Here is a 13,659-nt window from a genome sequence, read left to right as displayed (position 1 = left end):
TGGCGGGTGCCATGACCGAGACCGCCCCCGCCGCCAGTTCCGCCTCCGACGCCCGCACCGCCAGCCGGGTCGCCGCTGAAGCCGCCCGTCGCCGCACGTTCGCCGTCATCAGCCACCCTGACGCCGGTAAATCGACGCTGACCGAGGCGCTGGCCCTGCACGCCCGGGTGATCAGCGAGGCCGGCGCGATCCACGGCAAGGCGGGCCGCAAGTCGACGGTGTCGGACTGGATGGAGATGGAGAAGGCCCGTGGCATCTCGATCACCTCGACGGCGCTGCAGTTTCCGTACCGCGACTGCGTCATCAACCTGCTGGACACCCCCGGCCACGCCGACTTCTCGGAGGACACCTACCGGGTGCTGACGGCCGTCGACTGCGCCGTGATGCTCATCGACGCCGCGAAAGGCCTTGAGCCGCAGACCCTGAAGCTGTTCCAGGTGTGTAAGCACCGCGGCATCCCGATCATCACGGTGATCAACAAGTGGGACCGCCCGGGCCGGCACGCGCTGGAGCTGATGGACGAGATCCACGAGCGCATCGGGCTGCGCACCACTCCCCTGACCTGGCCCGTCGGCATCGCCGGTGATTTCAAGGGCGTGATGGACCGCCGCAAGGGCCACTACATCCGCTTCACCCGCACCGCCGGTGGCGCGACCGCCGCGCCGGAGGAGCACATCCCCGCCTCGGAAGCGCATGCGGCAGCCGAAGGCGACTGGGACACCGCTGTCGAAGAGTCCGAACTGCTGTCGATGGACGGCTCGGACTACGACCGCGAGACCTTCCTGTCGGGCGAATCGTCGCCCGTGCTGTTCACCTCCGCGGCGCTGAACTTCGGTGTGAACCAGCTGCTCGACGTCCTGGTCGACCTGGCGCCCTCGCCCGGCGCGATCGTCGACGTCGCGGGCGAGCCGCGCCCGGTGGATTCGCCGTTCAGCGCGTTCGTGTTCAAGGTGCAGGCCGGTATGGACTCCTCGCACCGCGACCGCATCGCCTACGCGCGGGTGTGCTCGGGCACGTTCGAGCGCGGCGATGTGCTGACGCACGCCGGGACCGGCAAGCCGTTCGTGACCAAGTACGCGCAGTCGGTGTTCGGGCAGCAGCGTTCGACGCTGGACGACGCGTGGCCCGGTGACGTCATCGGCCTGGCCAACGCACAGGCGCTGCGCCCCGGCGACACGCTGTATCGCGATGTGCCCGTGGAGTTTCCGCCGATTCCGAGCTTCTCCCCCGAGTACTTCTCGGTGGTGCGCGGCAAGGATCCGAGCAAGCACAAGCAGTTCCGCAAGGGCATCGAGCAGCTTGATCAAGAAGGTGTCGTGCAGGTGCTGCGCTCGGACAAGCGTGGCGAGCAGGCGCCGGTGTTCGCGGCCGTCGGCCCCATGCAGTTCGAGGTCGCCGCGCACCGGATGGCCACCGAGATCGGTGCGGCCATCACGCTGGAGTCGCTGCCGTACCAGGTGGCGCGGGTCGTCTCCGCGGAAGACGTGGAATTCATGAACAAGCAGGTGTCCTGTGAGGTGCTGACCCGCACTGACGGGGTGCACCTGGTGCTCTTTTCGACGCCGTGGCGGTTGGAAGGTTTCCAGCGCGACAACCCGTCGATCAAGTTGCGGTCGTTGGTGGCGGCGGCCGAGGGCTAACTCGCCACTGCAAAACCTCTTAATGCGGAAGCGATTTCACTCAATTCAAGTTCCTGGGTCGCAACCGTGTTCATGAGCTCTTCAGCTCGATCGACGTCAAAATCGGGGGCAAGTTCGTCGCCATTGATGTGCAGGAAGGTCCAAGCTGACGCCCAAGCGGTGCGCTTGTTGCCGTCGACCAGCGCATGATTGCGCGCGAGCGACTGCAGCAGCGCCGCAGCTTTGTCCCAGACATCCGGGTAGGCATCGACGCCAAAGACAGTCGCTTGCGGCCGAGCCACCGCGGCGTCAAGCAAGCCGTAGTCACGCACCTTCAACTCGGAGCCAAACGCAATCGATCCCGCGGTGAGGACATCTTCTCGATCGAGATACTCGATCACGCCAATCGCCGATTGAGTTCAGCGGACCGCTCAGCCACGACGCGCGCCGCCTCAGCGACCCTGCGCTTGTGCATGCTGGCGCGCTCCACGACGGCCGCGTGCGCGAACTTCTTCAGCGACAGGTCATCAGCCTTTGCCGCAGCGCGGATCTGCTCCATCTCGGCATCATCGAAGTCAATGTTCAGCGAGGGCATGCCCCCATGATACCTACATCAGTACCAATTCAGGTACTAACCGATAAGTGCACACGTTTCTGTCCCGCGTCCTACGGTGTAAAAACCCGAACGCCGAGCGATCACGGCGCAGTGCGCACAACCGAGAGGACGACGAGTTGGCCGTCGCGACCCCCGCCACCCCAACCCTGCGTGAACTGACCGTCCGCGGCATCCTGCTCGGCGGTGTCATCACGCTCGTGTTCACCGCCGCCAACGTCTATCTCGGACTCAAGGTCGGCCTGACGTTCGCCACCGCCATCCCGGCCGCGGTGATCTCGATGGCGGTGCTGCGCAGCTTCGCCAACCACTCGATCGTCGAGAACAACATCGTGCAGACGGTGGCTTCGGCGGCGGGCACGCTGTCGGCGATCATCTTCGTGCTGCCCGGGCTGATCATGATCGGCTGGTGGACCGGTTTCCCCTACTGGACCACGGTCGCGGTGTGCGCCGTCGGCGGCACGCTCGGCGTCATGTACTCCATTCCGCTGCGCCGGGCCCTGGTCACCGGGACCGACCTGCCCTACCCCGAAGGCGTCGCCGCCGCCGAGGTGCTCAAGGTCGGTGACGGCACCGAAGGAGTCGAGGCCAACCGCACCGGGCTGAAGGTGATCACGTTCGGGTCGGTGGTGTCGGCCGCGTTCGGCTTGCTGGCGAATCTCAAGCTGCTCGCGAATTCGGTTACCGCATATACCCGTATCGGTGCGGGCGGGACGATGTTCAGCGCCGGCCTCTCGATGGCGATGATCGGCGTCGGGCACCTGATCGGTATGACGGTCGGTATCGCGATGCTCGTCGGGCTCGTCATCTCGTTCGGGGTGCTGCTGCCGATCCGCACCAACGGCGCTCTCACCGGCAGTGAGCCGATCGGTGACATCATCGACGGCATCTTCGTGCACGAGGTGCGGTTCGTCGGCGCCGGCGCCATTGCCGTCGCGGCGATCTGGACGCTGCTCAAGATTCTGCGGCCGATCCTCAAGGGCGTCACCGATGCGCTCGTGTCGGCGCGCGACCGTCGACAGGGCCAGGTCGTCGAACTCACCGAGCGCGACATCCCCTTCCCGATCGTCGTCGGCACCGTCGTGGTGATGCTGCTGCCGATCGCCGTGCTGCTGTGGGATTTCAGCCGCGGCACTGTGCTGCAAGGGCATTCGGCCGGGATTATCGCTGCGAGCCTGGTGTTCATCTTCGTCATCGGCCTGGTCATCGCGTCGGTGTGCGGGTACATGGCCGGGCTGATCGGTTCGTCGAACAGCCCGATCTCCGGCGTCGGCATCCTGACCGTCCTCATCGCCGCGGTGTTGATCAAGGTGGTGTTCGGGTCTGCCTCCGGCGGGCAATCCACGGCGCTCGTGGCGTTCACCCTGTTCGCGGCGGCCATCACGTTCGGCGTCGCGACCATATCCAACGACAATCTGCAGGACCTCAAGACCGGCCAGCTGGTCGGGGCGACGCCGTGGAAACAGCAGGTGGCGTTGGTGATTGGCGTGGCGTTCGGGTCGGCGATCATCCCGCCGGTGCTCAACCTGATGCAGCGCGCGTTCGGTTTCCTCGGCGCTCCCGGGGCCGGCGACCATGCCCTGGCCGCGCCGCAGGCCGCGCTGATTTCATCACTGGCCAAGGGCGTTTTCGGCGGATCGCTGAATTGGGGACTGATCGGGCTCGGCGCCGTGATCGGTGTGGTGGCCATCGTGGTCGACGAGACCCTCACCCGCACTTCCCGATTCGCGCTGCCGCCGCTGGCGGTCGGCATGGGTATGTATCTGCCGATGAGCCTCACCCTGATCATTCCGCTGGGCGCGCTGCTGGGCTGGTTCTACAACCGCTGGGCTGACCGGACGGGCGGCGACGTGGAACGCAAGAAGCGACTGGGCGTGTTGTTGGCGACCGGCATGATCGTCGGCGAGAGCCTCTACGGGGTGGTGTTCGCAGGGTTCGTAGCCGGGACCGGTTCCGACGAGCCGTTCGCACTGTTCTCCGGTTTCGGCGGGTCTCTTCCTGAAGTGATCGGCGTCGTGGCCTTCGCGGCGGTGCTGGCGTGGATGTACAAGCGGACGCGCACGATTGCGGGGAGCGAGCCGGTTTTGGTTGAGCGCTGAGTCGTCGAGTGTGCGGTCCGCGCAGTGCTTGCGCGCGCCGCGGCGACGGGCCGCCGCTCCTGACATGTTCGTTTTGGAGCCGTTAAGTTTCCTTGACGGCTCCAAATCGCATGTGCCACAGGAGAGCCAGCGTGCCAATACTCGGTGCAAATCAAACGGCTTGCATCGCGCACGTGCGCTCGTACCATCGATAGATGCGATCGCTAGAGATCCGCAATGTGCCCGACGACCTGATAGAGCGTCTGGAGCTGTTGGCGCGCGCTTCCAACACTTCGGTCGAGGCTGTCGCGATTCGCGCGCTGGAGATGGCCACCCGGCGAGCGGACAACGCAGCGCTCCTCGCGACGTTGCCTGATCGGAGCCTTCCAACCGACGACATCGTCCAGCATGTTCACGCCAGTCGCCGCTGATCGCGACTGCACGCCGCTTGAGCACCGCTAAGGCAAGTGTCGGTCGAGAGCACTCCCGGCGTTGCGTTTCTTCGCTCGCCGCACATCGCGTCGAGCCTGTTTGAGGCTCCGTACACATCGTTTGTCGGTCATCGCGGACGCTACGCCCGGGCTACGACAGCTACGGAAAGGTCGTTAGAGCCGCTTTGCGTCCAGCGCCTTCATAAGGGCGGGCCGCCTGCGGTACTGCTCACGAAGCTGCGCCATGAAAACCGCGAATTCAGCTCCGCGACCGCCTTTTTCGTAGAGCTTGGCCATCGTCGCCAGTCTCGCCGCGATGTCGGGATAAAGCGGGGAGTTGGGGTATCGCAGATCCTTCTCGAGCCCCGGCCGGTACAGGTCTGCAGCCGCGACGGGCCGCGCTTTGGCCCCTCGGTCGGCCAATTCCCGCCACGCCGAGCCGGCGCCGTACTGGTCGGCGGCGTCCCACGCCGCATCGATGTCGCCGTCACTCATGCAGAGCTGAACCAGGACTGTGCCGAATGCGAAGCGATCCGTCGCCGCCAGGTGTCGCGCATGGTCGTAGGCCCATACGCGTTCGGCCTCACCGCGATCGACGGCGGCGGCGAAATCGAGGAGGACTCGGTACGAGCCCACCGACGGCTGCCGGACGAAGTCGGCGCGCAGCACTCCGATCGCATCGTCGATGCGGCCCAGTCTCTTGTACGTCTCGGCGACATGGTCGGGGCTCAACCAATACTCGTTGCCACCACCGTGGCTCCAGACTTTGCCGGCGGACACAGCGAGATCGATCCACGCGACCGCTTCGTCCTCGCGACCGGCAGCACGCAACCGATTGACGATCGCACCGTACTGGACATAGGTGCCCTCGCTGAGGAGCTGAACGGCCAGGTCGACATCACCGTCGTGATCGGCGAGTTCCAACAGCATGGCGTCGACTTCGTGTCGCTCGTTTGGCTGGTTTGCCAGCTTCTTGTCCAGCGCGGCAACCGCCCGGCGGTACGTCTTCAACGCCTTCTCGTCGAACGCAGCGACGAAGTCGGCCAACACAAGGATCGGCCATCCCGGCGACTCCGCGCGGAACTTCACCAGCCACGTCGCCAGTTTCGTCGGATCAGGCGTGCCCAGCCGGCAGGCACGTGCATAGAGGTCGGCAGAACGCTGGCATTGGTCGCCGATGAAACCCGACGAATCATCGACATGCTCCAGAATCGAGCGCAACTCGGTGAGTGCGAGCAGCAGCGCCGGCCGCACCACCTCGGCCGCTCCGTTGTTCAGGTGGTCCTCGAGTTCGTCGAGCATTTGGCCGGCTACTTCGGCGACCTCAAACGACCGCCGGTAGTCGATATAGCCTCTGAACTCCAACGAGTTTCGCACGTACGCTTCGAATTCTGCCTGGGCCGGCGCCTCGTTTCCTGAAGCCGCCGTGGCACGAACTTCAAGTAGGCGCCGTACCCCGCCATCCTGCTGCGCGAGGGTCAGGACCAGTTTTCGTAGTTCGTCGACGTTCATCGCCTGCACAACCGCTTCCAGCGTTGCGTCGGCCGCGGCTTCGGCGGGATCGTCGACGGCGACCCGCCCACTGTCGATTGCAGCGAGCCCAACTGCGACCAGATGCTTGCAGAAGTTGCCGTCGGCGTTGTGCGGGCACGTGCACACGCCGTCAGGCAGCCGCCCGGACCAGTCGAGCTCCACCTGGTAGACGCGCTTGGCTTGAATTGATGCGTACGCCTTGGAATTGGTGATCCGTAGCCCACGGACGTAGCGGACGTAATCTTCCCCGCGTGTGAAGATCACGTCGCCGGCAACGTTGAGCAGCGACGTTTCGGAGAGCGGCACGTGACTATGGTGCCCGAATCGACGACACATCCACAGCCCAACTGACACCCGGACGTACATCACGTGACATCACGGCAAACACCCTCACGTGCGTCATCCACCACAGGCACCACGGCGGATAGTGACAACCGTGGACGCTGTAATTCACCCGAACACCGCGTCAAGGGTTCTTCCCCCACACCCGGTGTCATCGAATGCCGCTGAACAGCACGGTGCGGTCATCGCAGACCGGCACCCGCGAGAAATGTCATCCACCAACACAATCGACGCCCGCGACGAACTGATCCTCGACGGTCAGGCCGTGCCGGGCGCCTGGGTCACCGTGTCGTTCAACGGCGACCCCGACGACACGGACGTCTTCCAGCTCGTCCTCCCCGCCGACGCCAAGCCGCTGGGCGACACCTGCTCCGTGGAATGCCCGCTGGGCAAAGCGCTCGTCGCCTCGCACGTCGGCGAAACCCGGAGATACGTGACAGAATCCGGGCGGAGCATGGCGATCACAGTTCTGGCGGTCGACACGGTGAATCCGCAGGAGACGGCCGGACGCTGACCGCTCCCCGACCAACGTTGTTCGGGGAGCCCAGGGCCCTACTCCCCGGCCCGACCGCCCACCACCGCGTGAATCCGCCCCTGCGGGTACGGCAGTGCGATGTCGTGTTCGTCGTAGGCGCGCAGAATCGCGCGACGGATCCGGCGCTGCACCGCGCCCTGCATGTTCGGCCGGGTCTTCACCGACATCCGCAAGGTGAGCGAATCAGGTGAGAGCTCCTGCACGCCAAGCATTTCCGGATCACCCAGCACATTCGAGGCGATCGCCGGGTCGATGATCGCGGACTCCGCCGCTTCGAGGGCCACCAGCTCGGCGCGGTCGAGGTCGGCGGTCAAGGCGACCGGAACCTCAACGTGCGCAACGGCGTAATCCTGGCTCATGTTGCCGACGCGCTTGATCTCACCATTGCGGACGTACCAGAGCGTGCCGTCGCCGTCGCGGACCGTGGTGATGCGCAGCCCGACGCTCTGCACCTCGCCGGTGACGTCGCCGAGGTCGACGCTGTCGCCGACGCCGTACTGATCCTCGAGCAGCATGAAGATGCCGCTGACGAAGTCGCGGACCAGGTTCTGCGCGCCGAAACCGATCGCGAGGCCGACCACACCGGCCGAGGCGATGAACGGCGCGATGTTCACGCCCAGCACACTGAGGATCGCCAGCACCAGCCACACCAACAGCAGGATCGAGACCGTCGACTTCAGCACCGACCCGATGGTCTGAGCACGCTGGCGGCGCCGCTCGGCGGCCTTACGCGCGTTCGACGACGCCGACCGATCCCGCAGGTAGCGCAGCAACGGCGGGCGGTTGGCCTGCGATTCCTCGTCAACGGCCATGGTTTTGCCGGCCCGACCGGTCGTAGCGCGGTCGATCACCCGGTGCAGCACCAACCGCGCGATCAGGGCGATGACGCCGTAGGACACGATCCGGATCGGCACCTCGAGCAGCCAGTGTCGGTTCGTGTCGGTCCATTCGAAAGCCAGTTGGTAGACATGCACGGGTTCGACCCTACGAGAGGACGGCGAAGCCCCTGGCCACAGCGATTCGCGGCTGCAGGCTGGACCAGCGGGTTTCGGGTGTCGTGAGATCCAGTCGGTGGATGGGGCTGGTCGTTGTGCGGCTCACGGTGGCGGCGCTCCCTGAACGCGGTTCCTGCCAGTAATCTGGCAGGAACCTGTCTAAAACCTGTGAGTGCCAACGAAATTGGCGTCAGCGAGCCCCTGGCACCCTCGGTAAGCTCCCTTTCGTCAGCCAAACGCGTTGGGGGTATCGCATGGCCGAGTTACAGGTCGAACCGTCGGAACTCGTCGCGACATCGCACGAACTGTCCACCGTCGCGGACGGGCTCCGCACTGGTATCACGTCCCTGGATAACGAGGTGTCCGGCCTGATGGGCACGGGTTGGACGGGGTCTGCGGCCTCGGCATACGCCGACGTGTGGAAGGAATGGCATGAAGGCGCGGCCCAGGTGGCGGCCGGTCTGAGCCGCATGTCGGCGCTGCTCAACGAGGCGGCGGCCAAGTACACGAGCACCGACGCCGAAGGCGGCGCCCACATCGCCGGATCGGGCCTCTGATGAGCGAGTTCAGCGTCAACCCCGCGGCACTGGCGGCCGTCATCGACCGGATGGCGGCGTTCGACAGCGATCTCGAAGCGCATCTGGCACAGGCGGCCGGTTCGGTCGCTCGGCTGGGTTCCAGCTGGTACGGCGACGCCGGCGAGGCGGAACGGTCGGCTCAGGCGCAGTGGAACGAGGGCGCCCGGGAGATGCGGGAGGCGCTGGCACGGCTCCGCCAGATCGCTGAGGGCGCTCACGAGAACTATTCGTCCGCTGCGAGCAAGAACCACCAGATGTGGTCCTGACCTGTGACCGGCCCGATCACCGTCGATCCGACGGCGCTCAACTCGGCGGGAGCGTCGGTCGGCGCTGAGGCGAACAGCATCTCCGGCGCGGTCACGACGCTCTCCGGCGCACTGTCCGGCCACGAAGCCGGCTTCGGCCACGATGCGGCCGCATTGGTCTTCTCCCGCAGCTACATGAACGCCGCCAACTCGTTGCTGCAGTCGGCTGCATCGGCCGTGAATGCGTCACACCGGACCGGCTTCGGCATCCAGATGTCGGCGTTCAACTACGGCACCGCCAACGCGCACTCCACTGTCGGCGGCGGCGAGTCGCCGGTAACCAAACCCACTGAACCCCCGAAGTATCCGACGCCCAGTGCGCCGTCAGTGTTCGGCGGCGATATCGCCGAGCCGCTGGGATGGAGTCTGGTCGAAGCGTTCGTCGGCGACTTGTGGCCCGACGGCGATCCCGCACAGATGCGTGCGACCGCGGCCGCCTGGCGCACCTTCGGCGCGTCGATGAGCGGCGGGTCGGGTCCGATGACCGCCGCGGGAACAACGTTGGGCGGATTCCAGATTCCCGACGCGCCGCAGATGCAAAAGGCCGCCAACGACATCAGCGGCGGCCTCACCGACATCAACACGCAGGCACAGAAGCTGGCCGGCCAAATCGATTCGTTTGCAACCACTGTCGAGAACACACAGAACAAGATCCGCGACCTGCTTCATCAGTTGAGTCCGAGCGGCATCCTCAGCACGATCGGCGGCATGTTCGAGGGCCACAATCCCCTCGACAAGATCAAGCAGATCGCCGACGACATCAAGGCGGTTCTGGGCAACATCAAGCGCGAAGCCGATGCGACGCAGCAGATGTTCACCCAGGGCATGCAGGACCTCGACGCGTTGACGGACAAGCTCGAGAAGTGGGCGGACAAGGAGTTCGTCGCGGTGTTCGGCCAGGAGGTCGGCGGTGCGCTCGGCTCGACGTTCAATGCGATCGTCGACTTCGACGAGGGCGCGTTCAAGTTCGTCGCGCAGACGGCCAACGGGCTCGAGCAGCTTGATCCGACCCGCTTCCTCTACGACCCCGAAGGGGCGGCCAAGGCCTGGGAGGGGACCGGCAAGGCACTCGGTGAGGTCGCGCTGATGGCCAATCCACTGACAGCGCCGTTGGCGTTGTCAGATCCTGGCATTCGGAAGGACTTGACGACTCTCGGCAAGTCGATGATCGACTACGACGACTTCAAGAACGGCCATCCCTTCCGTGGATTGGGTTACGACACAGCACAAGTCGCGACGTTCTTCCTGCCTGGCGCCGGCGAAGCGGCACCCGCGGCCGACGCTGCCGGTGGCGCGGCGCGCGTCGGTGCGGCAGAGGCTCGGGCCGGCGGGACCGTTGCGCGCGATGCCGGTACGGCCGCGTCGAAGGTCGGTGCGGCCAGCGCTGCCGAGGAAGTCGCCGGCCAGGCCGGGAAGATCAGCAGCAATCTCGACAAGGTCGGCGTGCCGGAGGCCGCGCAGGGGACCAGTGCCGCAGGCAAGGCGCCCGTTGAGGTTCCGGCGCCGAAGCCGGAAGCAGTTCCCGCACCGAAGCCGGAACCTGCGCCCGCGCCACACACCGAACCTCCGGTGCCGCACACGGCCGAGCCGCACTCGGGCGCTCCCGAAGCCGAAACGCACACCGCACCAAGCAGTTCAGCATCGCACGAACCGCCCGCGGGACCGTCCGAACACTCTCCCGCACCCGCGACCCACGAGCCCGCGCCAACTACGCACGAACCAGCCGCGCCGGTCCATGCGCCCGGCGACTCAACGCATTTCTCCGGTCCGAATGACGCCACACCCCACGCCCCCGGCGGTCACGTCGATCCGGGCGACGGACGTGTCTACTCGATGATGGACGACAGTTCGCACACAACGTCATTCGCGCCGGAACAGCTCGGCGACAACCAGCGGGTGCTCGATGCGATGACTGACCACGGCGTCAGCAAGAGCGACATGATCGACCTCATCAACACGCCTACCGATGCCCTCACTCCCGCCGAGCGCGATCTGGTCAACGACGTGCGCGACGCTCTGCCCCACCCGACCGACGACACCGTGATGCAGAAGGTGATTCCGCCGGGATACTTCGATGAGACGAAAGGCTTTGTCCCGAGCCGAGCGGATGACTACATCATGGGGCACCAACCCTGGCTCAACGTCGACCAAGTGGGTGGTTCGGTGTCGATGGCCGACGACACGGCTCATCTCGGGACGCCCCAACAAATCCACGACGGCTTGCGTCTGGACTACACCGACTCTCCGTACACCCCGGAGGATCCGGGGACTCACATCATCCGGTTCCAAGCGGACCCGGACGCCCCCGGTTCCTACGAAGTGCCGCGGAACACGGATATGGGCGGTACTAACGCCTACGACGGATGGGATGATCCATTCACCGGCAACGGGTTCACCAAGTCCGGTGACGATGTCATTCCTGAGTACTACGCCAAGAATGTGACGATGCGAGACGGCGCCGAGATGTGGGAGGTCCTCGATGACGGAACCCAGCGTCTGGTGGCCGTGCTCAAGGACAAAGAATGGATCCCGCAGGGGAACTGATGGCTGAGATACCGGTGACCGGCGCTGTAGCGGAGTACCGCGGGCAGCGCTTTCGAATCTTGTTCAGTGGCACCGACTGGGTCGCGTTGAATGTAGGCCCCGAGGTCGAGTTACCCGACGCGTTCGCGCGCGGTGAAGCACCTGCCGAACCGGGCCACTACGACCCGTGGGCCAAGGTCCCCAGGTCAGTTCTCGATGGCGTCATTCAGGTCAACGTCAGCGCAACCCTCGCGGGACACACCGTGTACCTCAGGCGCCGGCTGCGGGACGGCAGGATCGGGGTGGAGTTCGTTGGCCCGCCAAACATCGCCCGTGAGATCGGACTCGAGGGCGACCAGCACACAGGATGGACCGGGCTGGTCGATCCTGACCGGTTGCAGGACATTCGGGCAGAGGAGACACGTCGTGCCTGAGCAGCTGGTGCTGCAGAAACTCCTTGCCACCCCTATGGCAAGCGCCATCGTAGAGAACGGACTCGACCAAGTTGGCGGGTATGTCACCGAGGCATCAGCGGTAGTCGGTCTCAGGACGCCGACAGAACTGTTGGCGGCGTATGGCGTTGACGCTGCTCCCGATTTCGCCGATGTGGTCCGATTTGAGCAACCACGGCTGGCGACGTTCACCAAGCCGAGTGACTCGGAGCGTCCCTGGCGCGACTTTCCCCATGGTTTTCTTCTCGGCGGCTCACTAGCGCCGGTCTGGCGTATGAGCCGCACCCGGTTCTCGTACGGGGCCGAGTACTGGCGGATCCGCTCCGATGGTGAGCAGAAGTGCTTGTCGCACTACGCGGGGGCGGGCCGCGGCTGGGTGGGCGCCAAACGCTGGCGGCCGCCGAGCCCGGTGGTGGGCACGCTGGCGCGATGGCAGGGCCGGGAGTTCTTCGCCGACGCCACTGCGGAGACCGTGTTGTTGACCGCGCTTACCGAGAATGGCCCAGCGGGTTTCGACCAAGTTCGTCCCGGAGCGTGGTCCGCCACCGTGCCGTTGTCGGAATGCGAAGTGTTCGAACGGGTTTACACGGCCCAGGTCGACGGCATCCCCGTGCGCATACTGCGCCGCGCCGGCGACACCGCCGAAGTGTTGTTGCTCAGTGATGACCCTGCCGATGCCCAGCGAGTCGGTGCCGGACTGGTTGAGGCCGGAGTGTTCGAGGCTGTGGTCGACGCCCGTCGATTGACAAACGTGCAGGGTGTGGAGAACCAGTGGGTCTCGAGCGCGGACAAGTAGGCGGTGAATGAGACTCGAACAGGCGACGCACATCCTTGAGTCCAACAGGGCCAAGATGCGCATGAGCGAGTTCACCGAAGAGATCCCCGTTCAAATCGCGGCGGGCATCAATCGCCTCGGAGACGGCAAGTACACCTACTACTCGATCTACCCAGTGGATCCCGAAGTCCCGTACGACGAATTCCCCTATTCGCACGAGTGGATTCAGGCCACTGGCATCGCACCCGACCGTCTCACGGTCGAGGTCAAGCAGCACGACGCCGACGGCGTGCACCGCCTGTACACGACCGGTCGACCCGGCGGTGCCGGTGACTCAGCCGAAACCGAGCCAATTCAGAACGGCGACAACACATATCTGGTGCGGCCCTCAGAAGTGCTCACTGCCGCCGAAGCCATCGCACTGTTCCAGCACTACTACGAAACCCACTCAGTTCCGTCGGGCTGGAGTCTGCGCGAACAACCCGAGTTCTCGGACACCGCGATCGCCGACGAGCGCGCCGATGATGCCTCCGGGCGCCAGGACAAGCGCTAGGCCGGAGGATGACATGAGATTCAGCGATGTGTTCGTCTCGCGAGAAGATCGCTACTCGATCGCTACCGAGCTCGAATCCGGAAGACATTACGTCGCGATCCCCGTCAGCAACGGGCTGGTGGGTTACGAAGAGTACTACGTGATTTCACCTGAGCAGTTTGATGAGTTTCTGTCCGACAGGAGCGCCGCGATCGAGTTTGTCGAAGCCTGCCGGCAGCATCAGTACGACGATCTGTTGATCCTGAAACCTGGCACCAACCGAGGGACGCCAGTCTGATGCGAGCAACGAAATCCCCCTCTGCCTCATCGGCTGGTCGTTGACTTGGC

15 protein-coding genes are annotated in these 13,659 nt (G+C 65.2%); 11 read left to right on the top strand and 4 right to left on the bottom strand.

Annotation, left to right across the window (positions count from 1 at the left end):
* The first annotated feature begins 11 nt into the window (after positions 1 to 11).
* Positions 12 to 1,640, top strand: a complete 1,629-nt coding sequence (locus tag ACJEIK_RS07465; RefSeq protein WP_409431264.1) for a peptide chain release factor 3 — start codon at positions 12 to 14, stop codon at positions 1,638 to 1,640.
* Here ACJEIK_RS07465 and ACJEIK_RS07460 read toward each other — a convergent pair.
* Both ACJEIK_RS07460 and ACJEIK_RS07455 read right to left on the bottom strand, forming a co-directional pair.
* A complete protein-coding gene (locus tag ACJEIK_RS07460; protein WP_226521146.1) occupies positions 1,637 to 2,020 on the bottom strand; it encodes a type II toxin-antitoxin system death-on-curing family toxin in 384 nt (127 codons plus the stop codon). The genes ACJEIK_RS07465 and ACJEIK_RS07460 overlap by 4 nt on opposite strands.
* A complete protein-coding gene (locus ACJEIK_RS07455; protein WP_071288080.1) occupies positions 2,017 to 2,214 on the bottom strand; it encodes an antitoxin Phd in 198 nt (65 codons plus the stop codon). Before ACJEIK_RS07455 ends, ACJEIK_RS07460 begins: the two co-directional genes overlap by 4 nt.
* Before the next feature lie 137 nt (positions 2,215 to 2,351).
* Here ACJEIK_RS07455 and ACJEIK_RS07450 point away from each other — a divergent pair, with 137 nt between their 5' ends.
* Positions 2,352 to 4,331: an OPT family oligopeptide transporter gene (locus ACJEIK_RS07450; RefSeq protein ID WP_409431263.1), complete on the top strand. Its 1,980-nt coding sequence runs from the start codon at positions 2,352 to 2,354 to the stop codon at positions 4,329 to 4,331.
* A gap of 194 nt (positions 4,332 to 4,525) precedes the next feature.
* Positions 4,526 to 4,741 carry a FitA-like ribbon-helix-helix domain-containing protein gene (locus ACJEIK_RS07445; RefSeq protein ID WP_226521144.1) on the top strand — a complete coding sequence of 72 codons (216 nt, stop codon included), beginning with the start codon at positions 4,526 to 4,528 and terminating at the stop codon, positions 4,739 to 4,741.
* Positions 4,742 to 4,915: 174 nt separating this feature from the next.
* Here the strand turns inward: ACJEIK_RS07445 and ACJEIK_RS07440 are convergent, their stop codons facing one another.
* On the bottom strand, positions 4,916 to 6,643 hold the full coding sequence (locus ACJEIK_RS07440; protein ID WP_409431262.1) for an SWIM zinc finger domain-containing protein: 1,728 nt from the start codon (positions 6,641 to 6,643) through the stop codon (positions 4,916 to 4,918).
* A gap of 181 nt (positions 6,644 to 6,824) precedes the next feature.
* Between ACJEIK_RS07440 and ACJEIK_RS07435 the strand changes: the two genes are divergently transcribed.
* The gene (locus tag ACJEIK_RS07435; RefSeq protein ID WP_293021460.1) at positions 6,825 to 7,130 is read left to right on the top strand and encodes a GreA/GreB family elongation factor; all 306 of its coding nucleotides are present in this window, start codon (positions 6,825 to 6,827) and stop codon (positions 7,128 to 7,130) included.
* 38 nt (positions 7,131 to 7,168) lie between these two features.
* Here the strand turns inward: ACJEIK_RS07435 and ACJEIK_RS07430 are convergent, their stop codons facing one another.
* Positions 7,169 to 8,125 (bottom strand): mechanosensitive ion channel family protein, encoded by a 957-nt coding sequence (locus tag ACJEIK_RS07430; protein WP_293021458.1) that lies wholly within the window; start codon positions 8,123 to 8,125, stop codon positions 7,169 to 7,171.
* Positions 8,126 to 8,400: 275 nt separating this feature from the next.
* On the opposite strand from ACJEIK_RS07430, the gene ACJEIK_RS07425 reads away from it, so the two are divergent.
* The 7 genes from ACJEIK_RS07425 to ACJEIK_RS07395 are packed head-to-tail and all read left to right on the top strand — an operon-like array spanning position 8,401 to position 13,609.
* The gene (locus ACJEIK_RS07425; RefSeq protein WP_135357610.1) at positions 8,401 to 8,703 is read left to right on the top strand and encodes a WXG100 family type VII secretion target; all 303 of its coding nucleotides are present in this window, start codon (positions 8,401 to 8,403) and stop codon (positions 8,701 to 8,703) included.
* A complete protein-coding gene (locus ACJEIK_RS07420; RefSeq protein ID WP_293021455.1) occupies positions 8,703 to 8,990 on the top strand; it encodes a WXG100 family type VII secretion target in 288 nt (95 codons plus the stop codon). The genes ACJEIK_RS07425 and ACJEIK_RS07420 overlap by 1 nt, the downstream gene beginning before the upstream one ends.
* A 3-nt stretch (positions 8,991 to 8,993) precedes the next feature.
* The gene (locus ACJEIK_RS07415) at positions 8,994 to 11,573 is read left to right on the top strand and encodes a hypothetical protein (protein ID WP_409431261.1); all 2,580 of its coding nucleotides are present in this window, start codon (positions 8,994 to 8,996) and stop codon (positions 11,571 to 11,573) included.
* On the top strand, positions 11,552 to 11,986 hold the full coding sequence (locus ACJEIK_RS07410) for a hypothetical protein (protein WP_409431260.1): 435 nt from the start codon (positions 11,552 to 11,554) through the stop codon (positions 11,984 to 11,986). Before ACJEIK_RS07415 ends, ACJEIK_RS07410 begins: the two co-directional genes overlap by 22 nt.
* Positions 11,979 to 12,800, top strand: coding sequence for a hypothetical protein (locus tag ACJEIK_RS07405; RefSeq protein WP_293021449.1), 822 nt, complete (start codon positions 11,979 to 11,981; stop codon positions 12,798 to 12,800). Before ACJEIK_RS07410 ends, ACJEIK_RS07405 begins: the two co-directional genes overlap by 8 nt.
* 7 nt (positions 12,801 to 12,807) lie before the next feature.
* Positions 12,808 to 13,332, top strand: coding sequence for a hypothetical protein (locus tag ACJEIK_RS07400; RefSeq protein ID WP_293021447.1), 525 nt, complete (start codon positions 12,808 to 12,810; stop codon positions 13,330 to 13,332).
* A 13-nt stretch (positions 13,333 to 13,345) separates the two neighbouring features.
* The gene (locus tag ACJEIK_RS07395; protein ID WP_293021446.1) at positions 13,346 to 13,609 is read left to right on the top strand and encodes a hypothetical protein; all 264 of its coding nucleotides are present in this window, start codon (positions 13,346 to 13,348) and stop codon (positions 13,607 to 13,609) included.
* Positions 13,610 to 13,659: the final 50 nt, after the last annotated feature.

This window comes from Mycobacterium sp. SMC-16 (assembly GCF_046250085.1).
GTDB lineage: Bacteria > Actinomycetota > Actinomycetes > Mycobacteriales > Mycobacteriaceae > Mycobacterium > Mycobacterium phocaicum.
The sequence above is the reverse complement of the archived record's forward strand: the minus strand, read 5'-3'. Positions and strand labels throughout refer to the sequence as shown.